This window comes from Kitasatospora sp. NPDC059812 (genome assembly GCF_042732075.1).
Taxonomy (GTDB): Bacteria; Actinomycetota; Actinomycetes; order Streptomycetales; family Streptomycetaceae; genus Kitasatospora.
Genome location: NZ_JBHWIO010000098.1, coordinates 1 through 22813, shown reverse-complemented (window position 1 = coordinate 22813; position 22813 = coordinate 1). Strand labels below are relative to the sequence as shown.

Genomic DNA, 22813 nt, shown 5'->3' with positions numbered 1-22813 from the left:
GGGAGAATAACCACATGACCGTTTCCCACTCCGGCCCGTCCGCCGCAGGCCCGTCGCCGCAGGTGCCGCAGACCCGCACCGCGCGGCACCGGCGGATCGTGGACCTGCTCACCCGCCAGCCCGTGCGCTCGCAGAGCCAGCTCGCCAAGCTGCTCGCCGACGACGGACTCGTGGTCACCCAGGCGACCCTCTCCCGGGACCTGGACGAGCTGGGCGCGGTCAAGATCCGCAACCGGGACGGTGCGCTGATCTACGCCGTCCCGGCGGAGGGCGGCGACCGCACGCCGCGCGCGCCCATGGGCGAGTCGGCCAGCGAGGGCCGGATGGCCCGGCTGGCCGGCGAGCTGATGGTCTCCGCGACGGCCTCCGGCAACCTGGTGGTGCTGCGCACCCCTCCGGGGGCCGCGCAGTTCCTCGCCTCGGCGATCGACCAGGCGGAGGTGTTCGAGATCATCGGCACCATCGCCGGCGACGACACCGTCCTGCTGATCAGCCGGGACCCGGCGGGCGGCCAGGCGCTCGCCGACCACCTCATGCAACTCGCCCAGGCGAAGGCGCAGTAGCGCGCCACGACGCGATACCCCGACGCGTCACGACGCACAACGACGCGACACGACACGAAACCCCGACCGGTGGAGAACTTCCCCGGCCGGGGTTTTGTGTTTCATACGGAGTAGTGCATACTTATGCCTGTCGCCGTAAACCTGTACGGAAACCCTGTACGTAGAGCTGTAAGGAGAAAGCCGTGGCCGAGCGCGTCGTACTCGCCTACTCGGGCGGACTGGACACCTCCGTCTGCATCGGCTGGATCGCCGAGGAGACGGGCGCCGAGGTCATCGCCGTCGCCGTCGACGTCGGCCAGGGCGGCGAGGACCTGGAGGCGATCCGCCAGCGCGCGCTGGACTGCGGCGCCGTCGAGGCCGAGGTCGCGGACGCCCGCGACGAGTTCGCCGACGAGTACTGCCTCCCGGCGATCAAGGCCAACGCGCTCTACCAGGGCCAGTACCCGCTGGTCTCCGCGCTGTCCCGGCCGGTCATCGTCAAGCACCTGGCCGCCGCCGCCCGCAAGCACGGCGCCACCACCGTCGCGCACGGCTGCACCGGCAAGGGCAACGACCAGGTCCGGTTCGAGGTCGGCATCAACTCCCTGGCCCCCGGCCTGAAGTGCATCGCCCCGGTGCGCGACTACGCGATGACCCGGGACAAGGCGATCGCCTTCGCCGAGGCCAAGGGCCTGCCGATCGCCACCACCAAGAAGTCCCCGTACTCGATCGACCAGAACGTCTTCGGCCGGGCCGTCGAGACCGGCTTCCTGGAGGACATCTGGAACGCCCCGATCGAGGACGTCTACGACTACACCCAGGACCCGGCCGCCCCGCGCGAGGCCGACGAGGTGGTCATCACCTTCGACGCCGGCGTCCCGGTGGCGATCGACGGCCGCAAGGTCACCGTCCTCCAGGCCATCGAGGAGCTGAACAAGCGGGCCGGCGCCCAGGGCATCGGCCGGCTGGACATGGTCGAGGACCGGCTGGTCGGCATCAAGTCCCGGGAGATCTACGAGGCCCCCGGCGCGATCGCCCTGATCACCGCCCACCAGGCCCTGGAGAACGTCACCGTCGAGCGCGAACTCGCCCGCTACAAGCGGCAGGTGGAGCAGCGCTGGGCCGAACTCGTCTACGACGGCCTCTGGTTCTCCCCGCTCAAGCGCGCGCTGGACGGCTTCGTGAACGAGGCCAACCAGCACGTCACCGGCGAGATCCGGATGGTCCTGCACGGCGGCCGGGCCGTGGTCAACGGCCGCAAGTCCGACCAGTCGCTGTACGACTTCAACCTCGCCACCTACGACACCGGCGACACCTTCGACCAGTCGATGTCCAAGGGCTTCATCGAGATCTTCGGGATGTCCTCGAAGCTCGCCGCCCGCCGCGACCTCGCCTGATCCCCTCCCGTCCCCACTCCCCTTCCCCGTCAGGAGCCCACGCGATGTCCGCCGACCAGCACGCCGACCAGACCGCCGACGTCCGCCTCTGGGGCGCGCGCTTCGCCGACGGCCCGTCCGAGGCGCTGGCCAGGCTCTCCGCCTCGGTCCACTTCGACTGGCGCCTCGCGCCGTACGACATCGCCGGCTCCAAGGCCCACGCCCGGGTCCTGCACAAGGCCGGCCTGCTCTCCGACGACGAGCTCGCCGCGATGCTGGCCGGCCTCGACCAGCTGCTCGCCGACGTCCAGGCGGGCACCTTCACCGGGACCGTCGCCGACGAGGACGTGCACACCGCCCTGGAGCGCGGCCTGCTGGAGCGCCTCGGCGCCGACCTCGGCGGCAAGCTGCGGGCCGGGCGCTCGCGCAACGACCAGATCGCCACCCTGTTCCGGATGTACCTGCGGGACCACGCCAAGACCATCGGCGCCCTGGTGCTCGACCTCCAGCACGCCCTGGTCGGCCTCGCCGAGGCGCACCCGGACACCGCGATGCCGGGGCGCACGCACCTCCAGCACGCCCAGCCCGTCCTCTTCGCCCACCACGTCCTCGCGCACGTGCAGGCCCTCGGCCGGGACGCCGAGCGGCTGCGCCAGTGGGACGTCCGCACCGCCGTCTCCCCGTACGGCTCCGGGGCGCTGGCCGGCTCCTCGCTCGGCCTCGACCCGCAGGCCGTCGCCGCCGACCTCGGCTTCGAGGGCGGCTCGGTCGGCAACTCCATCGACGGCACGGCCTCGCGCGACTTCGTCGCCGAGTTCGCGTTCGTGACCGCGATGATCGGCATCAACCTCTCCCGGATCGCGGAGGAGGTGATCATCTGGAACACCAAGGAGTTCGGCTTCATCACGCTGCACGACGCCTTCTCCACCGGTTCCTCGATCATGCCGCAGAAGAAGAACCCGGACATCGCCGAGCTGGCCCGGGGCAAGTCCGGCCGGCTGATCGGCAACCTGACCGGCCTGCTGGCCACCCTCAAGGCCCTGCCGCTCGCCTACAACCGGGACCTCCAGGAGGACAAGGAGCCGGTGTTCGACTCCTGCGACACGCTGGAGGTGCTGCTGCCCGCGTTCACCGGGATGATGGCCACCCTCACCGTGCACCGGGAGCGGCTGGAGGAGCTGGCCCCGGCCGGCTTCTCGCTCGCCACCGACATCGCCGAGTGGCTGGTCAGGCAGGGCGTGCCGTTCCGGGTCGCGCACGAGGTGGCCGGCGCCTGCGTCAAGGTCTGCGAGGCCGAGGGCATCGAGCTGTCCGACCTGACGGACGAGCAGTTCGCGGCGATCTCGGTGCACCTGACGCCCGAGGTCCGGTCGGTGCTCAGCGTGCACGGCGCCATCGCCTCGCGCAACGGGCGCGGCGGCACCGCGCCGTCGGCGGTGGCGGTCCAGCTCGCCGAGGTGAAGGCGGACCTGGCGCGGCAGCAGGAGTGGATCCAGGGCTGACCGCCGGTCTGCGGGGGAGGGGCGTGACGGTCCGACCGTCGCGCCCCTCCGGCGTCCGCACCCCCGGTCGGGCGTAACCCGGCCCGCCCCGGCCCGTCATGCACGGTGTGTGCACTACCCTTCCGCCCGTCCCCTCCGCCGAGGACGTCTTCCTCGCCGAACGCCGCCGCCGCGTGGTCCGCGAGACCGTGGCCGGCCTGCCGGGCCGCTGCCCCGAGCTGGTCGCCGCCCTCGCCGAGGATCCGCCGCCGACCTACCGGGAGCTCTCCGAACGCCTCGGCATGCCGCGCGGCTCGATCGGGCCGACCCGCTCCCGCTGCCTCGCCTGCCTGCGGATCCTCCTCCATGCCGAGCGGTACCCGTGAGCGGTATCCGCGAGCGGCCGGTGACGCTCCGCACGCAGATCACCCCGGAGGCGGCTCCGCCCGGGTGACGCTCCGCACGCCCGGCCGCCGCGTGACCCTCGCCACGTCGAGCCGTCGCCGCCCCCGGCCACGCCCCGCGCGCGGCGCCCACCAGCCGCCCCACCACCCGCCCCGCCCCCGCGTGACCCTCGCCACGTCGAACGCCCGGAAGGTTGAGAGCAGCTGACACGCGGGTAGAGCGCTGGCGAACGTAGCTCTTGACGGTGCCGCGATCGCTCGGATACTGAGCGTGAGCGCGTCGCCGTCGACCCGGGCACTTCCGGGCCGCGCGGCTGGTACGTTCGTGCGCCACCCCCGGTCAGGGCAGATCCCCGGCCGGGACATCTCCGGCAGGACATCCGGTGCGGCACCCTCACGTTTGCGCGCCGGGCACGACGATGGGGAGGCCCCAGCACATGGGCATGAGCGTGATCATCTCGGCGGCGGACGCCGAGGACGCGGAGCAGATCCTCAAGCTCCAGTACCTCGGCTACCAGCCCGAGGCGGAGCTGTACGGCGACTGGGCGATCGAGCCCCTGACGCAGAGCCTGGAGAGCCTGCGCGCCGAACTGTCCGGGCAGTACGTCCTGGTCGCCCGGCTGGGCGACGAGGTGGTCGGCACCGTCCGTGGTCACGTCGACGCCGAGGGCGTCGGCCGGATAGGGCGCCTGGTCGTCCACCCGAGGATGCAGCGGCACGGCCTGGGCGGCCGGCTGCTGGACGCGCTGGAGCGCCGCCTCGCCGAGGACGGCCGTCCGGTGACCTCCTACCGCCTGTTCACCGGCCACCGCAGCCTCGGCAACCTGCGGCTGTACACCCGCCTGGGCTACCGCCAGTCCGCGGTCGAGCCGGTCACCGACCGGCTCAGCCTGGTGCACCTGGAGAAGCCCGCCGTGGTGTCGCTCGCCGCGACCGCCTGAGCCCTCCGCCCGTTCCGGCCCGCACGGCGCCGCCACCATCCGGACACTCCGGTGGCGGCGCCGAGCCGTATCGTCGCTGGTGGCGGCGCCGGGTGTCCGCATTGCGGACATCACATCCAAGTAATTGGGTCCAAATCGACCCATCTGATTTACTGGCTCACATGACTGCGACGACGAAATGGACCCCCACCGGCACCCTGCCGGCAGGTGAGCGCGCCATGTGCCGTCGAATGTGTCACCGCTGAGGGCCACCGCCCCCGGCACCCGGTCGAGGGTGCCCCCACCTCGCGCCCCGAAGCGAGACCCGGCGTCGTTCCCGTCCGTGCGAGCGCGCCCAGCCTGCCACACCCCTTCTCCCCGCCTGCCCACCCATGGGCGGGTGGTCGTCCACGACGACTCGTGCCCGTGACTCGCGCCCGATGACTCGTAAGGGCCACGCCGTCGCGCGGCCCGGCCGCGCAGCGGCCACGATCAAGAGGTGGCAGGTCCGGATCCCCCTGGCGAAGCGCCGTGCACGTCGCCGACCGCACCCCGGTCGGGCGGCCGCCCGCCGCCCGCCCCCGACCCACGGAAGCAGCTGTGATCACCACCACGGACCTCACGAAGGTCTACCGCTCCCGAGGCCGCGAGGTGAGCGCCCTCGCCGGCGTCGACCTGCACGTCCGCCCTGGCGAGGTCTACGGAGTCGTCGGCACCAGCGGCGCCGGCAAGTCCACCCTCATCCGCTGCGTGAACATGCTGGAGCGTCCGACCTCCGGCACCGTCACGGTGGACGGGGTCGAGCTGACCGCACTGTCCGGCGGCGAGAACCGGGCCGGCCGGGAACTGCGGGAGGCGCGGCGCCGGATCGGCATGGTCTTCCAGCACTTCAACCTGCTCTCCTCGCGGACCGTCCAGCAGAACGTCGAGCTCCCGCTGGAGATCATCGGACTGGACCGCACCCAGCGCCGCCGCAAGGCCGCCGAACTGCTCGACCTGGTCGGCCTCGGCGACAAGGCCCGCAGCTACCCCAACCAGCTCTCCGGCGGCCAGAAGCAGCGCGTCGGCATCGCCCGGGCCCTGGCCGGCGACCCCAAGGTGCTGCTCTCCGACGAGGCCACCTCGGCGCTCGACCCGGAGACCACCCGTTCGATCCTCAAGCTGCTGCGCGACCTCAACCAGCAGCTCGGCCTCACCGTCCTGCTGATCACCCACGAGATGGACGTCATCAAGTCCGTCTGCGACTCCGCGGCCCTGATGCGCGGCGGCCGGGTGGTCGAGTCCGGCAGGCTGACCGACCTGCTGGCCGAGCCCGGCTCCGAGCTGGCCCGCGAGCTGTTCCCGCTCAGCGAGTTCGGCACCGGCCACCCCGGCTCGACCGTGCTGGAGATCACCTTCCAGGGCGACTCCTCGGCCCAGCCCTTCGTCTCCCAGCTGGCCCGCACCTACCAGATCGACATCAACATCCTCGGCGCCGCGGTGGAGACCATCGCCGGCCGGATGGTCGGCCGGATGCGGGTCGAGCTCTCCGGCGGCCACCAGGACAACGTGGTGCCGATCGGCTACCTGCGCGAGCAGGGCCTGCAGGTGGACGTACTGGGCGCGGTGGACGGAGCGGTGGCATGACCTGGGACCAGATGTGGGCCCTGATGGGGCCCGCCACGCAGGAGACCTTCCAGATGGTCGGCGTCTCCACGGCCGTCACCGTGCTGCTCGGCCTGCCGCTGGGCATCCTGCTGGTGCTGACCGACAAGGGCGGGCTGCTGGCGAACCGGGCCGTCAACAAGTCGATCGCCTTCGTGGTGAACATCGCCCGCTCGGTGCCGTTCATCATCCTGATGATCGCGCTGATCTCCTTCACCCGCTGGCTGGTCGGCACCTCCATCGGCTGGCAGGCGGCGACCGTGCCGCTCACCATCGGCGCCATCCCGTTCTTCGCCCGCCTGGTCGAGACCTCCGTCCGCGAGGTCGACCGCGGCCTGGTCGAGGCCGTCCAGGCGATGGGCGGCAGCACCTGGACGATCGTCCGCAAGACGCTGCTCCCGGAGGCGCTGCCCGGCATCGCCGCCTCGGTGACCACCACGATCATCACGCTGATCAGCTACTCCGCGATGGCCGGCACGGTCGGCGGCGGCGGCCTCGGCACGCTCGCCGTCAACTACGGCTACCAGCGCTTCGAGACCGCCTTCATGTGGGTCATCGTGGCCGAGCTGGTGATCCTCGTCACCGCCGTCCAGCTGATCGGCGACTTCGCCGTCCGGCGCCTCGCCAACCGCGGCGGCACCGGCGGCCGGACCCGCCTGCTGGGCCGCACCCCGGCCGGACCGGCCGCCCCCGACGAGGACCTCGTCGCCCCCTAGACCTCCCGGGTCCGACACCGGACCGCGGCTCCCCGTATCACGCAGAAAGGCACTTTTCGTGCGCAACGCCCTGAAGTTCACCAGCATCCTCGCCACCGCCGGCATCGCCCTCTCGCTGGCCGCGTGCGGCAGCTCCGGGTCCTCCTCCTCGGACCCGAACGCGCCGCTCAAGGTCATCGCCAGCCCCACCCCGCACGGGCAGATCCTCAAGTACGTCAAGGACAACCTCGCGGCCAAGGCGGGCCTCAAGCTCGACATCAAGGAGGTCACCGACTACGTGACCCCCAACACGGCGGTGCAGGACGGTTCGGCCGACGCCAACTACTTCCAGCACGTCCCGTACCTGGAGGACTTCAACAAGAAGCACGGCACCGACATCGTCTCGGTCGAGCCCGTGCACCTGGAGCCGCTCGGCGTCTACTCCAAGAAGGTCAAGTCGATCGCCGACCTGCCGGACGGCGCCACCGTCGGCCTGCCCAACGACGCCACCAACGAGGGCCGCGCGCTCAAGCTGCTCGCCGACAACAAGCTCATCACGCTGAAGGACGGCGTCACCACCGCCGCCACCCCGGCCGACGTGACGGGCAACCCGAAGAACCTCAAGTGGAAGGAGCTGGAGGCCGCCCAGCTGCCCCGCTCCATCGCCGACCTCGACGCCGCCGTCATCAACGGCAACTACGCGCTCGACTCCGGCCTGAAGCCCGCCACCGACGCGCTGGTGCTGGAGAAGGCCGAGGGCAACCCGTACGCCAACATCCTCGCCGTGAAGAAGGGCAAGGAGAACGACCCGCGCGTGAAGAAGCTGGCCGAGCTGCTGCACTCCGACGAGGTCAAGAAGTACATCGACGACACCTTCCAGGGCTCGGTCATCCCGGCCTTCTGAGCCGCGGTCCGATCCACGCCCTGATCCCGACCGGCCCCCGCCGCACCTCGGCGGGGGCCCGGTCGGGCAGGATGCACCCGGGGCGCCCTGGTCGGCGGCGTTCTGACGTACCGTCGTGCGGGCGGCGCACCGCGTGACACCCGGGGCACGGCGGGGGCGTACGGTGTTGTGTTCACGACCCGGCGAGGAGAGACGGCATGGCAGCGAGCTTCCCCGAGACCGCCATCAGCACCGAACGGCTTCTGCTGCGGCCCCTTGCGGAGGACGACGCGCCCGGCCTGGCCACGATGATGGCGGACGAACTCGTCCTGGCCTGGACCGATCTGCCGCACCCCTTCACCGAGGCGTACGCGACCGAACTCGCCCGCACCCTCGCCCCCGCCCACCGGGCCGCCGGCCGCGGCATCGTCTTCGCCGTCACCGAGCACCTCACCCAGCGTCTGGTCGGCCTGGTCGAACTGCGCAACACCGACTGGCGCCTGCGCAGCACCGAGATCTCCTACGTCACCGCCTCCTGGGCCCGCGGCGAGGGCTACGCGCCCGAGGCCGTCCTCGGCGTCAGCCAGTGGCTGTTCGAGGACCGCGACTTCCTGCGCCTGGAGCTGCGCACCGCCGCCGGGAACACCGCCGCCCAGCAGGTCGCCCAGAAGATCGGCGGCATCAGCGAGGGCGTGCTGCGCAGCGCCTGGATAGTCCGGGGCGAGTCCGGCGAGGCCGCGGTGGAGAGCCGCAGCGACCTCATCCTGTGGAGCCTGCTCCCGGAGGACCTGGACGCGCCCGAGCCCGAGCCGCAGCGGGGCGGCTGGCACGGCGACCAGCGCTACGTGCTGCGCGACTGAGCCGCCCCGATCGCGCGAGCCGCCTGTACCGCCCGAGCCGTTTGAGCCGCCTGAGCAGCCGATCCGCCGGCGGCTCGTCACGGACATGTGTACGAGATGTCGGCGCCGAGGGGATCACACCCGGTAGCCTCTGCACCGGCGCCGCACATCGGCGCGGTTTGTCGGCGCACCGAGTCGCACACCGGGTGACACCACAGGGACACCCCGGGGCGCAGGCCGGTCCGCGCACCGAGTCGAGGGAGAACGGCCGCAGATGGCTGACCGGATCACGGTCATCGGGTGGGACGGCACGCCGCTGACCGAGGCCGCCGGCGCGGCCCTCGCCGCAGCGACCCTGGTGGCCGGCGCCCCCTACCAACTGAACGCCCTCCCGGTGCCGGACGCCGCCGAGCGGATCACCCTCGGCAACGTCCGGCAGGCCGCCCGGCGGATCGCCGAGCACCGCGGCGCCGCCGTCGTGGTCGCCGAGGGCGACCCGGGCTTCTTCGGCGTCGTGCGCGCGCTGCGCCGCCCCGAGTACGGCCTCGAACTGGAAGTCCTGCCCGCCGTCTCCTCGGTCGCCGCCGCCTTCGCCCGGGCCGGCATGCCCTGGGAGGACGCCCAGGTGGTCAGCGCCCACGGCGGACGGCTGCGCCGCGCGGCCAACATCTGCCGGGCCCACCCCAAGGTCGCGGTGCTGACCGCGCCCGGCGCGGGGCCGAGCGAACTGGCCCTCATGCTGCGCGGGGTGCACCGGACCTTCGTGGTCTGCGAGGCCCTCGGCACCCCGGACGAGGACGTCACCGTCCTCACCTCCGACCGGATCGCCGACCACGTGTGGCGCGACCCCAACGTGGTGCTGGTGATCGGCGGCCACGGCGGTCCCCAGGCTGGCGGGGTCGACACGGAGGCCGGCTGGCTGGCAGGGCGCCCGGTCGGCTTCCCCGGCGCGGACCGCGGCTGGGCGCTCCCCGGTGACGCCTACGCGGGCGCCGGGCGCGCGGGGGACGAGCCCGGCGCATCGGAGGCGCTCCCCGCGCACGTGCGCGCCCTGGTGCTGGCCCGTCTGGGTGCTCGTCCGGGGGACCTGGTCTGGTCGGTCGGCGCGGGCAGCGGCGCCCTCGCGGTGGAGGCGGCCCGCTTCGGCGCCGCCGTGGTCGCGGTCGAGGCGTCCCGCTCGGCCTGCGCCGGGTTGGCGGTGAACGCGCGCCGGTACGGCGTCGAGGTGGAGACCGTGCACGGGCAGGGCCCCGAGGTGCTGGGCGGCCTGCCCGAGCCGGACGTGGCGGTGGTGGAGTCCGGCGGCCTCGACGTGGTGCGCGCGGTGCTGGCCCGCCGTCCTGAGCGGTTCGTCGCGGTGCCCCGGACCCTCGCGGAGGGGGAGCAGATCCACCGGGCGATCGCCGAGGCCGGCTACCGGGCGGACGGTGTGCTGCTGCAGTCCACTCCGCTGTCGGCCGCCGGTGGCGCCGGTGGCGGGCTGGTTCTGGGGGCGGGTGGAACCGGCGTGCTGCTGCTCTGGGGTGAGCAGATCGCGTGAAGGACCGGGGTGCGTCCTGTGGATTCGGCCTGATCCGCCGGGCGCATTCTGCTCCCGCGCTGTGCTGCTGAGGGGTCGTGGTGGGGCCGGGCGGTGATCCAGGTCGCATCCGGACACCGATTCGAGAGGTGACCGTGCTGGGCCGGTAGTGTGGCGTCCTGGGCGGCTGCGGCGGTCGGCGACCCACCCGATTCAGTCGGTTTGTCGCCTTTTTGACGTGGTGCAATCCGGTTTTGCTCGGAGTGTGGGCAATTCGACGGGCCGCGTGCCGGACCTGGAGAATGCCGTAGGGTCCGGTGCGGTCGTGCCGGTTGCTCCGGGTTGTCGTTGTTTCAGATGGTGCACCGCCCGGTGTGGGCGGTGCGCAGGCCGGGGTGCCGCAGTGCGCCGGAAAGACTTGGGCCGCAGCGCCTCGGCGCGGCGGCCGCGTGTGGTTGAGGGACGGGCCGGTGCAGGCCCGGCCCGTGCGGATGGGCGCTGCGGTCGGTGATCGTGTCGCCAAGGGCGCGGCAGCGGCCTGGAAGGAGCGTTTGACAATGACCGATGGCGGCCACGTCCCGGGCGAGGGATTGCCGGAGCACCTGAACGCCGGGCCGGACACGCTCGGCGGACCGGAGGGCGTCGCGGGCGTTGCACCCCTCCAGGGCGTCGCGACGGACGGCGGCGTGATCCCGAACCCGACGGCGCCGGGCCACGGCCCGGCCGGTGGTGTGATGCCCCCCGGCGCGGGTGTCATCCCGCCGCAGGGCCAGCCGCTGGGCGCGTCCGGCTTCGCCGTACCGGCCCCCGGCCTGTCGGCTCCCGGCGCACCGGCTCCCGGTGTGCCCGGTGAGGGCTGGGGAATCGACCCGGGCGCCCCGCGTCCGGCCTTCCACTTCCTCGACCAGGACGACGAGGACGACGTCCTGCTGATGCCCGGTCCGCAGGGCTCCTGGGGCGAGCCGCTGGCGCCCCTCCCGACCGAGCAGACGCCGCTCGCCCCGCAGCAGGACGGCACGCCGGTCGAGCCTTCGTGGCCGCCGCTGGAGCCGCCGGCGCTCGGCGCCGAGCAGACGCAGCAGCCGTTCCACGCCGCCCCGGCGCACCCGCAGGCCACGGAGGCGATGACGGCTGCTCAGCCGCCGCGCCGCCCGCTGCACGCAGGCCCGCCGATCCCGGACCCGTCGCTGATGACCGGCCAGGTCCCGGTGCGCTCGCTCGCCGACCGCGGCCCGTCGCAGGGCGGCACGCCCGCGCACGGCATCCCGGTGGTCGGCCGGCCGCCGATGGCGGAGGCCGTCGCTCCGGCGCCGGCCGCCGCGCCGCAGGCCGTTCCGGCAGCGTCCGCGCCTTCGGTGGCGCCGGCGGTTCCCGCGACGGAGGCCCAGGAGTTCCAGCAGGTGCCGCTGGCCTCGCACCCGGTCGAGGCCCAGCTGGCCGTCGAGACGGTCGGGGCGATCGAGGTGATCGAGGTCGTCGAACTGCCGGAGGCCGTCGTCGTCGCCGAGGCCGTGGTGGACGCGGCGCAGGCCGCAGTGGCCGAGCCGGTCCCGGCGGAGTCCGGCCAGCCGGTCGTCGACCCGAGCGGCACGCCCCTCGCCGGGGCCGTGGTGACGGCGCCCGCAGAGGTGCCGGTCGAGATCGCCGTCGAGCCCGTCGCCGAGGTTGGCGTCGAGGCCGCCGCGCAGGCCGCGCCCGCGGAGCAGGCCGAGGCCCCCGCCCCGGCCGGCCCGCCGCGGCGCATCTCCGCATTCCTCGCCGCGCCCACCGGTCTGCCTCCGGTCGCGGCGGCCGCGCAGGCCCCGGTGGCCGAGGAGGCCGCTCCGCAGCAGCCCGCTCCCATAGCGGCCGAGGAGCCGGCCGAGGAGCCGATCCAGGCCGCCCCGCCCGTCGAGGCCGCTGGAGCGGTCGAGTCCGGCGAGCCCGCCGAGGCCGTGGCGCCCGCGCCGGAGGCGGTCGTCGAGCCCGTCGTCGAAACGGTCGTCGAGGCGGTCGCCGAGACCGCCGCCGGCACGGGCGAGATGCCCTCCGGCCAGGCCGTCGTCGAGCCCGTCGAGCCTGCCGTCGAGGTCGCTGCCGAGCCCGTTGTCGAGCCCGCCGAGGGCGAGCAGCCGCAGGAGGCCGCGCCGGTCGTGGACCAGGCCGTCGAGGCCCCGGTCGAGCCGGTCGTCGAGCCCGTCGTCGAGCCTGAGACCGAGGCCACCGCAGCGGAGACCGCGCCGCAGCCGGTCGCGGACGCCACCCCGGTCACCGAGGCTGCCGACGCCACCGAGCCCGTTGCCGCAACCGCGGAGACCATCGAGACCGCCGCCGAGCCGGTCGCCGAGACCGCCCCGGCCACCCCGGAGGACCAGACCCAGCCCGTCACCGAGCCGGCCGCAGAGTCCGCCGAACAGGCCCCCGCCGCCGAGGCCCCCACCGTCGAGCCCGTGGCCGCCGAGTCCGTCGCCGAGGAGGCCGCCACACCGGAGGCCCCCGCCGCCGACCAGGCCGCTGACGCGTCCGTGGCAGCCGAGGCCCCCGCCGCCGAGCAGCAGCCTGCCGAGCCTGCCGAGCCTGCCGAGCCTGCCGAGCAGGCCGCCGAGCCGCAGACGGAGGCGTCGACGGAGGAGCCGGCGGAGGCGCCGACGGAGGACCAGGCGGAGCAGCCCGCCGAGGAAGCGCCGGCCGAGGAGCAGGCCGAGGAGCCGGCCGAGCCCCGCGGCCCGGCCGCGCCCGGCTTCGGCGAGGCCGAACGCGAGGCCGTCCACCAGGTGATCCGCGAGCGCCGCGACATCCGCAACGGCTTCCGCCCGGACCCGATCCCGCACGAGGTGCTGATCCGCGTCCTGGAGGCCGCCCACACCGCGCCCAGCGTCGGCTACTCCCAGCCCTGGGACTTCGTGGTGATCCGCTCGGCCAAGACCCGCCGGCGGATGCACGCCCTGGCCGAGCGCCAGCGCGAGGTGTACGCGGACTCGCTGCCCAAGGGCCGGGCCAAGCAGTTCAAGGAAATCAAGATCGAGGCCATCCTCGAGACGCCGGTCAACATCGTGGTGACCGCCGACCGCACCCGCGGCGGCCGGCACACGCTGGGCCGGCACACCCAGCCCCAGATGGCCCCGTACTCGGCCGCGCTGGCGGTCGAGAACCTCTGGCTGGCCGCCCGCGCCGAGGGCCTGGGCGTCGGCTGGGTGAGCTTCTTCGACGACGAGGAGCTGGTCCGCGAGCTCGGCCTGCCCGAGCACCTGGAGGTCGTCGCCTACCTGTGCGTCGGCTTCGTCGACTCCTTCCCGGACGAGCCCGAGCTGGAGCAGCAGGGCTGGGCCAAGAAGCGCCCGCTGTCCTGGGTGGTCCACGAGGAGCAGTACGGCAACCGCGCGCTGCCCGGCGAGGAGCCGCAGAGCCTGCTCGCCGAGACCCTGCGCGGCATCCGCCCGCTGGACGCCAAGGCGCTCGGCGAGGCCTGGGACCGGCAGAAGCGGATGACGAAGCCGGCCGGCTCGCTCGGCATGCTGGAGATCATCTCCGCCCAGCTGTGCGGCCTGTCCCGCAAGTGCCCGCCGCCGATCCCGGAGCCCGCCTGCGTGGCGATCTTCGCGGGTGACCACGGCGTGCACGCGCAGGGCGTCAGCCCGTGGCCGCAGGAGGTGACCGCCCAGATGGTCGGCAACTTCCTGGCCGGGGGAGCGGTGATCAACTCCTTCGCCAAGCAGATCGGCACCGAGGTCTGCGTGGTCGACGTCGGCGTCGCCGCCGAACTGCCGGAGGCCATCCAGCAGGGCCGCACCACCGGCCTGCTGCCGCGCAAGGTCAAGCCCGGCACCGCCGACATGACCCAGGGTCCGGCGATGACCCGCGAGGAGGCCCTCAAGGCCATCGAGGTCGGTATCGAGACCGCCCGCGACCTCGTCGCGGCAGGCAACAAGGCGCTGGTCACCGGCGACATGGGGATCGCCAACACCACCGCCTCGGCCGCCCTGATCTCGGTGTTCACCGGCCTCGACCCGGCCGAGGTCACCGGCCGCGGCACCGGCATCGACGACGAGACGCACGCCCGCAAGATCGAGGTCATCCGGGCCGCGCTGGCCCTGCACCGGCCCGACCCGGCCGACCCGATCGGCGTCCTCGCCGCCGTCGGCGGCCTGGAGCACGCGGCCCTGGCCGGCTTCCTGCTGGGCGCGGCCTCGCTGCGCACCCCGGTGGTCCTGGACGGCGTCATCGCGGGTTCGGCCGCGCTGGCGGCCAAGGCGATCGCCCCCGAGGTGCTGGCGGCCTGCATCGCCGGCCACCGCTCCGCCGAGCCCGGCCACCAGGCCGCGCTGGCGAAACTGGGCCTGCGTCCGCTGATCGACCTGGACCTGCGGCTCGGCGAGGGCACCGGTGCCCTGCTGGCCCTGCCGCTGGTGCAGAGCGCGGCCCGGGCGATGCACGATGTAGCCACCTTCGACTCCGCCGGGGTCACCGAGAAGGGCTGACGTCCTCCGTCACCACTCCGCGGACCGGCCCGAGGGCGCGCCGGTCCGCGGAGCGGCGTCACGCCGCACCCGCACCCCCGACCCTCACCCCCGATCAGGAGCACCGCCGATGACCGCGCCCACCCCGCACCCCAGCACCGAAGGCCGTACCCCGTACCCGGTCGGCCTGCTGCTCGCCGGCCGCCGCGTGGTCGTGGTCGGCGGCGGCCAGGTCGCGCAGCGCCGGCTCCCCGCGCTGATCGCCACCGGTGCGGAGCTGCACCTGATATCGCCGGCCACCACCCCGGCCGTGCAGGCGATGGCCGACGCGGGCGAGCTCACCTGGCACGCCCGCCCGTACCGGGACGGCGACCTGGCCGGCGCCTGGTACGCCCTGGTCGCCACCGACGACCCGGCGGTCAACGGTGCCGTCAGCGCCGAGGCCGAGCGCGAGCGGGTGTTCTGCGCCCGCAGCGACGACGCCGCCGCCGCCACCGCCTGGACCCCGGCCAGCGGCCGCGACGCGGGTGCCACCGTCGCGGTCCTCACCGGTGACCCGCGCCACTCCGCCGCTCTGCGCGACGCCATCGTGGACGGCCTGCGGGACGGCTCGCTGGCCGTCCGCCAGTTCCGCGCGCACGGCGTCGGCGGTGCCTCGGGTCAGCCGGGCCAGGGGAGCGTCGCCCTGGTCGGCGGCGGCCCGGGCGACCCGGATCTGATCACCGTGCGCGGCCGCCGCCTGCTGGCCGACGCCGACGTGGTGGTCGCCGACCGCCTCGCCCCGCGCGAGCTGCTCGCCGAACTGCCCGAGCACGTCGAGGTGATCGACGCTTCCAAGATCCCTTACGGCCGGTTCATGGCCCAGGAGGCGATCAACCGGACGCTGATCGAGCACGCCAGGGCCGGCAAGTTCGTGGTCCGGCTCAAGGGCGGCGACCCGTACGTCTTCGGGCGCGGCGGCGAGGAGCTGCTCGCCTGCGCCGAGGCCGGACTTCCGGTCACCGTCGTCCCGGGCATCTCCAGCTCGATCAGCGTCCCGGCGGCGGCCGGCGTCCCGGTCACCCACCGGGGCATGACGCACGAGTTCACCGTGATCTCCGGTCACGTCGGCCCGGACGACGAGCGCTCGCTCACCAACTGGGAGGCCGCCGCGAAGATGCGCGGCACCCTGGTGCTGCTGATGGCCGTGGACAAGATCGGTGCGATCGCCGCGAAGCTCGTCGAGCACGGCCGCCCGGGCGACACCCCGGTCGCGATCGTCCAGGAGGGCACCACCGCCGCCCAGCGCCGGGTGGACGCCACCCTGGCCACCGTCGCCGCGACCGTCGAGGCCGAGCGGATCAAGCCGCCGGCCGTGATCGTCGTCGGCGACGTGGTCAACGTCCTGGCGGCCGCCTTCCAGCGCTGAGCGCCCGGAGCGGGAAGTCGGGCCCGTCGACTTCCCACTCCGGCTTCCCCCTCTGGCCGGCCACTCGGCCACTCCGACCGGCTACTCCAGCGGCTGCTCCGTCCAGATCACCTTCCCCGTCGCCGTGTAGCGCGTCCCCCAGCGGTCCGCGAACTGCGCGACCAGGAACAGCCCGCGCCCGCCCTCGTCCGTGGTCGCCGCGTACCGCAGGTGCGGCGAGGTGCTGCTGCCGTCCGACACCTCGCAGATCAGCGCCCGGTCCCGCAGCAGCCGCACCCGGATCGGCCCGGTGCCGTACCGGATGGCGTTGGTCACCAGCTCGCTCAGGATCAGCTCGGTGACGAACGCCGCCTCGTCCAGCCCCCAGGCCGCCAGCCGCTCCGCGACCTCGGCCCGGACGGCGCCCACCGCCGCCGGTTCGGGCGGCACCTCCCACTCCGCGACCTGGTCCGGCGCCAGCACCCTGGTCCGTGCCACCAGCAGCGCGATGTCGTCCAGCGGACGCTCCGGCAGCATCGCCCCGAGCACGTCCGCGCAGGTCTGCTCCGGTGTGCGCGGCGGCCCGGTCAGCGCCGCCCGCAGCAGTTCGAGCCCCTCACCGATGTCGCGCTCGCGGTCCTCCACCAGCCCGTCGGTGTACAGCACCAGACGGCTGCCCTCCGCGAGGTCCAACTCGACGTTCTCGAACGGCAGCACCGCCAGCCCCAGCGGCGGCCCGGTCGCCAGCTCCGGGAACACCACCCGTCCGTCCGGGCCCACCACGGCGGGCGGCGGATGCCCGGCGCTGGCCAGCGTGCACCGCCGTGCCACCGGGTCGTAGATCGCGTACAGGCAGGTCGCCCCGGTCAGGGCCGCGCCCTCGCCGCTCCCGGCCTCGTCCTGGTCGATCCGGTTCACCAGGTCGTCCAGGTGCCCCAGCAGCTCGTCCGGCGGCAGGTCCAGCGTCGAGAAGTTGTGGATCGCCGTCCGCAGCCGGCCCATCGTCGCCGCCGCGTGCAGGCCGTGCCCCACCACGTCCCCGACGACCAGGGCCACCCGCGCGCCCGGCAGCGGGATCACGTCGAACCAGTCGCCGCCCACCCCGGCCTGGGCCGGCAGGTAGCGGTGCGCGACGTCCAGCGCGCTCTGCGGCGGCAGGTTGCGCGGCAGCAGGCTGTGCTGGAGCGTCACCGCCATCGCGTGCTCCCGGGTGTAGCGGCGCGCGTTGTCGATGCACACCGCCGCGTGCGCCACCAGCTCCTCGGCCAGCACCAGGTCGTCCGCCTCGAACGCCTCCGAGCGGTCCGCCCGCCAGAACCGGGCCACCCCCAGCAGCACCCCGCGCGCCCGCAGCGGCACCCGCACCATCGAGTGCACCCCGTACGCCAGCACCCGGGCCGACCGCTCCGGATCCTGCTCCCGCCACCTCGGGGCCTGGGCCAGCCAGGGCTCCAGCCCCGACTCCCCGCTGTGCAGCGCCCCGGCCAGCGGGGTGGCCGGCACCACGTCCAGCACCGTGTCCACCGGGTAGAACGGGGCGTCGTCGCGGATCCCGGCGAGCGCCACGCGGCGCATCCGCCCCAGCGAGGTGCCCGGCGGCGGCTCCTCGCCCGTCAGCACCTGGTCCGCCAGGTCCACCGTGACGAAGTCCGCGAACCGGGGCACCGCGACCTGCGCCAGCTCCTCCGCCGTCCGCGTCACGTCCAGCGAGCTGCCCACCGTCACCCCGGCGTCGTACAGCAGCCGCAGCCGCCGCTGCGCGCCCTCGGCCCGGCCGGACAGCGCCAGCAGCTCGGTGGAGTCACGCAGCGTGGCGACGCAGCCCGGCGGGCCGCCCACCTGGTCGGTGAGCCGGACGTTCACCGCCAGCAGCCGCTCCCCGGCCAGCACCACCTCGTCCGTCACCGGGCGCTGGGCGGTCAGCAGCTCCTCGGGCGCGGGTTCCAGGCCCAGCTCGGTCACCGGCCGGCCCTCGGCGTCCGGCGGCAGGTCCAGCAGCCGCCGCGCCTCGTCGTTGCAGAGCAGCAGCCGACCGTCCGCGCCGACGATCATGACGCCCTCGCGCACCGCGTGCAGCACGGCCGCGTGGTGCTCGTACATCCGGGTCATCTCCGCCGGGCCCAGCCCGTGGGTCTGGCGCCGCAGCCGCCGGCTGATCAGCGCCGTGCCGAGGGTGGCCAGCCCGACCGCGCCCGCGGCGGCGCCCAGCACCACCGGCAGCTGCCGCTCGCTCGCGCTGCTGACGCTGCGCACCGTGACGCCCGCCGAGACCAGCCCGGCCACCGAGCCGTCCGGCGCGTACACCGGGACCACCGCCTGGACCAGCGGGCCGAGCGAGTCGGTGACGCGCTCGGTCACCACCTGCCCGTGCACCGCGGGCAGGTAGGTGCCGACGAACTTGTGGCCGATCAGGGCCGGGTCGGGGTGGGTGTAGCGGACGCCGTCGTCGTTCAGCACGACGATGAAGCCGACGCCCGACGACATCCGCGCGGCCTCCGCCTTGGGCTGCAGGACCGCGGTCGGGTCGGGGGAGCGCAGCGCGTCGACGATGCCCGGCGAGTTGGCGAAGGTCTGCGCGACCGCCACCGACCGGTTGCGGGCCTCGTGGTCGGCGTCGGTGCGCGACTGCACCACCAGCGCCACCGCGGCCGCCGCCACCAGCAACAGGACGACGAGGACCTGCAGCGCGAACACCTGCCCGGCCACCGACCGGTGCCGTACGGGCCACGGCCGCTTCGCGCGTGGCAGCTGTAGCCGACCGTTTGGGCGCCCACCGGAGGAGCCGGCGGAACCAGTAGCACCAGAGGCCGACGGAGCCCAGGATCGGCCCGGAAAACGGGCCATACGGCCATGTTTGCACCATGGCTGGCACAGGGCCAAGGCCAGCCCGCCCCGCGGCTTGGGCCGTTTGGCCTTCCCCGCCCCGCCTTGGCAAGATCGCAGGGTGTCCGAACCCAGCACCATCACCGACCCCGCCGACCCCCGCCTCGGCGACTACACCGGCCTCACCGACGTCGAACTGCGCCGTCGGCGCGAACCCGCCGAAGGCCTGTTCATCGCGGAGGGGGAGAAGGTCATCCGCCGCGCCCTCGCCGCCGGCTACCGGATGCGGTCGATGCTGCTGACCTCCAAGTGGCTGGAGGTGATGGCCGACGTCATCACCGAGGCGGACGCCCCCGTCCACGTCGTCGAGCCGGGGCTCGCCGAAGCCGTCACCGGCTACCACGTCCACCGCGGCGCGCTCGCCTCGATGGAACGCAAGCCGCTGCCGCAGGCCGCGGACCTGCTCGCCGGGGCCCGCCGGGTCGCCGTCCTGGAAGGCCTGGTCGACCACACCAACCTCGGCGCGATCTTCCGCAGCGCCGCCGCCCTCGGCATGGACGCCGTCCTGCTCTCGCCCGACTGCGCCGACCCGCTGTACCGGCGCGCCGTGAAGGTCTCCATGGGCGCAGTCTTCGCGGTGCCCTACGCCCGGCTCGACCCCTGGCCGGCCGCCCTGGAGACCGTCCGCACCGCCGGATTCACCCTGCTGGCCCTGACCCCCGCCGACGGCGCCGTCGACCTCGCCGGCCTCGCCCCGCACCGCCTCCCCAAGGCGGCCCTGATGCTCGGGGCCGAAGGCGACGGCCTGACCGGACCCGCCCTCGCCGCCGCCGACCACGCCGTCCGCATCCCGATGGCCCACGGCATCGACTCCCTCAACGTCGGCGCCGCCGCCGCCGTCTCCTTCTACGCCGTCACCGCCCCCACCGCCTGACGGGGACGTCTGCCTCCCCTCTCACGCCGGAGGAGCCCCCACATAGAAAGCGGGAAGCAGGAAGTCTGCCAGGCCGACTTCCTGTGCCGCGCCCTCCCGTGCTCAGCCCGCCGCAGCGGTGGGCGGAGCCGGGGCGGCGGCCGGGGGCTGGGTGGCGGGGCCCGAGGCGCCGGGCCAGGACTCGTCCAGGGTGCCGTCGGTACGGACGGTGTAGCGGGTGGAGGTGGTCGCGCCGGTCGCGGCGACCCGCTCCTCGCGGACGACCGTCCCGCCGTCGAGCCGCCAGGTGGCCGTCGCCTGCGGGTCGGCCGCCGAGGTGCGGGAGGTGGCGGCGACCGGGGTGTCCCCGATGAAGGAGAAGAGCTGGACGAGGTCGACCGGCACCGAGCCCTCGGCCCGCCGCAGGACGACGACCGCAGCCGGGGCGCCCTTGTACCGGGCGGGCAGCACGGTGCTGAGCACGACCTGCGGGCCGGCCCCGACCGACCGGCCGTCCCGGAGCGCGATGCCGGGCCCGCCGGTCCCGTCGGGGTAGCTGCGGTTGGGCCAGTCCACCACCGGCCCCGATCCGTACGGGGGCGCCAACGGGCTGTCGCCCGTGCCGCCGTGTGCGGCCGCAGCGGCGGCGGGCGGGGTGGCCGGAGGCTGGGCGGCGGGGGGTTGGGTGCCGGGGGCTGCGGCGGCCCCGTCCACCGAGGTCCCCGTCACGGCCTGCGCGCCGCCCGCGGCGGGCGCACTGGCGCTGGACCCGCCGGACGGCCGCAGGCCCTGCTTGCTGCGGTTCTCGCACCCCTGGGCGGCCGCGATGGCCAGCGCGACGCCGAGCGTCACGGTGACGAAGACCACGAGCCGCTGCCGCAGCAGCCGCTGCCGCGCGTTGCCGGGCCGCCCGCCGGGGGCGGGGGTGTGCTGGCGGTCCCGGGGGTGCCCGCGGTCGCGGGTGCCGGGCCGGCCGGGGGGCGGGGTGTGCGGCCGCTCCCGCAGCGGGCGGGTCACCGGTGTGGCCTCGGGCCGGGGGAGCGGGGCGGTGGCCGCCTGCGAGCGCCGGGCCGCGGCTACGGCGGCGGCCCGGGACCGTGCCGGGGCGGCGGGTTCGGGGGCGCGTCCGGGCGCGGGCACGCCGTGCCGGGCGCCGTCGGGGGCGGGCTGGGCCGCCGGACCCGCCGGGGCGGGTGCCGCGACCCGCCCGTGGCCGGGCCGCGCGGTCCGGGTGGCGGTTCCGGCTGCCGCCCCGCGCGCCGCGAGTTCGCTGAGGCGCTCGTGCAGTGCGGCCGCGCCGGGCCGTTCGGCGGGTTCCTTGGCGAGGCAGGCGCGGATGAGCGGTGCCAGCGGCGTCGGTACGGCGGACAGGTCGGGTTCCTCGTGGACGACCCGGTAGAGCATGACTTCGGAGGACGCCCCGGATCCGAACGGGGTGTCCCCGGTGAGCGCGTAGGCGAGGGTGGCCCCGAACGCGAACACGTCGGTGGCGGGGGTGACGGCGGCGCCGCGGACCTGTTCGGGCGCGAGGAAGCCGGGGGAGCCGACGGCGGTGCCGACGTGGGTGAGGGTGCTGGCGCCGCGCGACCAGGCGATGCCGAAGTCGATGATGCGCGGGCCCCGCGGCGAGAGCAGGATGTTGGAGGGCTTGAGGTCGCGGTGGACGACCCCGGCCTCGTGCACCTTGACCAGCCCGTCGGCGAGTGCGGCGCCGATCCGGGCGGCCTCGGGCCAGCTCAGCGGCCCTTCGTCGCCGACCTGCTTGTAGAGGGAGGGCCCGGGCACGTACGCGGTGGCGAGCCAGGGGCGGTCGGCCTCGATGTCGGAGCCGACGACGCGGGCGGTGCAGCCGCCCCGGATGCGGGATGCGGCGGCGATCTCGCGGGCGAAGCGGGTGCGGAACTCCTGGTCCTCGGCGAGTTCGGCGCGGATCAGCTTGAGGGCGACGCGCTGTCCGCGGCGGTCGGAGCCGAGGTAGACCACGCCCATGCCGCCGGCGCCCAGTCGCCGGTGCAGGCGGTACGGCCCGACGATGCGGGGGTCCTCACGCCTCAGCCGCATCATCGCCATGTTCCGTTCCCCGTCAGCCTGTGGGTGAGGCCCCGTCGGTTGGGGCATCGTCAGTTCCTGTCTGGCACAGCTTACGGACTGCCCCCTGCGGTGTGCTGATACGCAACACCTCAAGCAGCCGTGTGATTGTCGGATCGTGCGCTGACCCGCAGGTCATAGGGGTGCCGAAGCGTTTCTCGGGGTTGCCCCTCAGGGTTCCCCCGGGGTCGCGGCCAAGGCTCCCTCCCCCTGCGGTAGTACGCCTGAAGTCTGAGCGTCATCCTCCGGGATGCCCGAGGAACAGTACGACGGCATGACGCCCGGACGGCCCCCTGAGCAATAGCGTTGTGTTCAGCGGTGGACGGGGAGCTCGTCCCCCGAGGTAAGCCGTTCACCGCGCCAACTCGACCGGACCACAGGAGTAAGGGCATGGCACCGCAGCTCACGGGAAACCCCCGCCGTCGGTCGGCCGTCGTCCAGTCCCGGTCGGCCGAGCAGCCCACCAGGCACCCGGCCGTGGCGCTGGCCATGGCCCTGCCGTGCGCGGTGCTGCTGGTGCTGCTGTTCGGCGGTTGGGATCAGATGGCGAACCAGGCCCAGGCCGTCGCCGATCTGATCGGCCGCTGAGATCACGCCGGCCCCGACGGGGTCGGCCACAGAACGGGCACTGGTCCCCTGGGGACGGGGAACAGTGCCGCCGGGGAGGCCGCGGCCGCGATGACACGCGGACGGGCGTGTGTGGCGCGCAGAGCGCCCCGGCAGGCGGAGACGCCGCGTACGGACGTCGGTGAGGGCGACCGTACGCGGCTCTTCTCTTTTCCCGAAGCCGTCGTCCGTCTCGAAGGCGTCGGCTGCCCCGAAGCCGTCGTCAACGCCAAACAGCCGGGGCCGCGATCCTGACG

At 74.3% G+C, this 22813-nt stretch carries 16 protein-coding genes; 14 read left to right on the top strand and 2 right to left on the bottom strand.

Annotation, left to right across the window (positions count from 1 at the left end; all coding sequences use genetic code 11):
• Positions 1–14: 14 nt before the first annotated feature.
• The 12 genes from ACFV6D_RS33230 to cobA all read left to right on the top strand — a co-directional run bounded on the left by ACFV6D_RS33230 (position 15) and on the right by cobA (position 16147).
• Positions 15–563 (top strand): arginine repressor, encoded by a 549-nt coding sequence (locus tag ACFV6D_RS33230; RefSeq protein WP_063346843.1) that lies wholly within the window; start codon positions 15–17, stop codon positions 561–563.
• Between the two features lie 182 nt (positions 564–745).
• A complete protein-coding gene (locus ACFV6D_RS33225) occupies positions 746–1939 on the top strand; it encodes an argininosuccinate synthase (protein WP_063346842.1) in 1194 nt (397 codons plus the stop codon).
• A 44-nt stretch (positions 1940–1983) separates the two neighbouring features.
• The gene (gene argH, locus ACFV6D_RS33220; RefSeq protein ID WP_363372855.1) at positions 1984–3420 is read left to right on the top strand and encodes an argininosuccinate lyase; all 1437 of its coding nucleotides are present in this window, start codon (positions 1984–1986) and stop codon (positions 3418–3420) included.
• Between the two features lie 107 nt (positions 3421–3527).
• Complete coding sequence (locus ACFV6D_RS33215) at positions 3528–3785, top strand: hypothetical protein (protein WP_159398377.1); 258 nt, start codon at positions 3528–3530, stop codon at positions 3783–3785.
• 455 nt (positions 3786–4240) lie between these two features.
• Positions 4241–4744, top strand: coding sequence for a GNAT family N-acetyltransferase (locus ACFV6D_RS33210; protein WP_063346839.1), 504 nt, complete (start codon positions 4241–4243; stop codon positions 4742–4744).
• A gap of 579 nt (positions 4745–5323) precedes the next feature.
• A complete protein-coding gene (locus tag ACFV6D_RS33205) occupies positions 5324–6349 on the top strand; it encodes a methionine ABC transporter ATP-binding protein (protein WP_380345277.1) in 1026 nt (341 codons plus the stop codon).
• A complete protein-coding gene (locus tag ACFV6D_RS33200) occupies positions 6346–7083 on the top strand; it encodes a methionine ABC transporter permease (protein ID WP_363372851.1) in 738 nt (245 codons plus the stop codon). The genes ACFV6D_RS33205 and ACFV6D_RS33200 overlap by 4 nt, the downstream gene beginning before the upstream one ends.
• Positions 7084–7141: 58 nt before the next feature.
• Complete coding sequence (locus tag ACFV6D_RS33195) at positions 7142–7966, top strand: MetQ/NlpA family ABC transporter substrate-binding protein (RefSeq protein ID WP_063346836.1); 825 nt, start codon at positions 7142–7144, stop codon at positions 7964–7966.
• 197 nt (positions 7967–8163) lie between these two features.
• On the top strand, positions 8164–8805 hold the full coding sequence (locus tag ACFV6D_RS33190; RefSeq protein ID WP_380491359.1) for a GNAT family N-acetyltransferase: 642 nt from the start codon (positions 8164–8166) through the stop codon (positions 8803–8805).
• A 253-nt stretch (positions 8806–9058) separates the two neighbouring features.
• Positions 9059–10324 carry a precorrin-6y C5,15-methyltransferase (decarboxylating) subunit CbiE gene (gene cbiE / locus ACFV6D_RS33185; protein WP_063346833.1) on the top strand — a complete coding sequence of 422 codons (1266 nt, stop codon included), beginning with the start codon at positions 9059–9061 and terminating at the stop codon, positions 10322–10324.
• Positions 10325–10860: 536 nt separating this feature from the next.
• Positions 10861–14760 carry a nicotinate-nucleotide--dimethylbenzimidazole phosphoribosyltransferase gene (gene cobT / locus ACFV6D_RS33180; protein ID WP_380562507.1) on the top strand — a complete coding sequence of 1300 codons (3900 nt, stop codon included), beginning with the start codon at positions 10861–10863 and terminating at the stop codon, positions 14758–14760.
• Between the two features lie 109 nt (positions 14761–14869).
• Positions 14870–16147 (top strand): uroporphyrinogen-III C-methyltransferase, encoded by a 1278-nt coding sequence (cobA, locus tag ACFV6D_RS33175; protein WP_363372843.1) that lies wholly within the window; start codon positions 14870–14872, stop codon positions 16145–16147.
• 81 nt (positions 16148–16228) lie between these two features.
• Here cobA and ACFV6D_RS33170 read toward each other — a convergent pair whose 3' ends face one another.
• Positions 16229–18832 carry a SpoIIE family protein phosphatase gene (locus ACFV6D_RS33170; RefSeq protein WP_380486478.1) on the bottom strand — a complete coding sequence of 868 codons (2604 nt, stop codon included), beginning with the start codon at positions 18830–18832 and terminating at the stop codon, positions 16229–16231.
• Positions 18833–19070: 238 nt separating this feature from the next.
• On the opposite strand from ACFV6D_RS33170, the gene ACFV6D_RS33165 reads away from it, so the two are divergent.
• Positions 19071–19883, top strand: a complete 813-nt coding sequence (locus ACFV6D_RS33165) for a TrmH family RNA methyltransferase (RefSeq protein WP_380379917.1) — start codon at positions 19071–19073, stop codon at positions 19881–19883.
• 102 nt (positions 19884–19985) lie between these two features.
• Here the strand turns inward: ACFV6D_RS33165 and ACFV6D_RS33160 are convergent, their stop codons facing one another.
• Positions 19986–21932, bottom strand: coding sequence for a serine/threonine-protein kinase (locus ACFV6D_RS33160; RefSeq protein WP_380562504.1), 1947 nt, complete (start codon positions 21930–21932; stop codon positions 19986–19988).
• Between the two features lie 408 nt (positions 21933–22340).
• On the opposite strand from ACFV6D_RS33160, the gene ACFV6D_RS33155 reads away from it, so the two are divergent.
• Positions 22341–22538: a hypothetical protein gene (locus tag ACFV6D_RS33155; RefSeq protein WP_063346828.1), complete on the top strand. Its 198-nt coding sequence runs from the start codon at positions 22341–22343 to the stop codon at positions 22536–22538.
• Positions 22539–22813 lie beyond the last annotated feature (275 nt).

Bases quoted from the DNA above. Each gene is read 5' to 3' on its own strand.
- ACFV6D_RS33230 (WP_063346843.1), top strand. From the start codon at position 15: ATGACCGTTTCCCACTCCGGCCCGTCCGCCGCAGGCCCGTCGCCGCAG.
- argH (WP_363372855.1), top strand. From the start codon at position 1,984: ATGTCCGCCGACCAGCACGCCGACCAGACCGCCGACGTCCGCCTCTGG.
- ACFV6D_RS33210 (WP_063346839.1), top strand. From the start codon at position 4,241: ATGGGCATGAGCGTGATCATCTCGGCGGCGGACGCCGAGGACGCGGAG.
- ACFV6D_RS33200 (WP_363372851.1), top strand. From the start codon at position 6,346: ATGACCTGGGACCAGATGTGGGCCCTGATGGGGCCCGCCACGCAGGAG.
- ACFV6D_RS33190 (WP_380491359.1), top strand. From the start codon at position 8,164: ATGGCAGCGAGCTTCCCCGAGACCGCCATCAGCACCGAACGGCTTCTG.
- cbiE (WP_063346833.1), top strand. From the start codon at position 9,059: ATGGCTGACCGGATCACGGTCATCGGGTGGGACGGCACGCCGCTGACC.
- cobT (WP_380562507.1), top strand. From the start codon at position 10,861: ATGACCGATGGCGGCCACGTCCCGGGCGAGGGATTGCCGGAGCACCTG.
- cobA (WP_363372843.1), top strand. From the start codon at position 14,870: ATGACCGCGCCCACCCCGCACCCCAGCACCGAAGGCCGTACCCCGTAC.
- ACFV6D_RS33160 (WP_380562504.1), bottom strand. From the start codon at position 21,932: ATGGCGATGATGCGGCTGAGGCGTGAGGACCCCCGCATCGTCGGGCCG.
- ACFV6D_RS33155 (WP_063346828.1), top strand. From the start codon at position 22,341: ATGGCACCGCAGCTCACGGGAAACCCCCGCCGTCGGTCGGCCGTCGTC.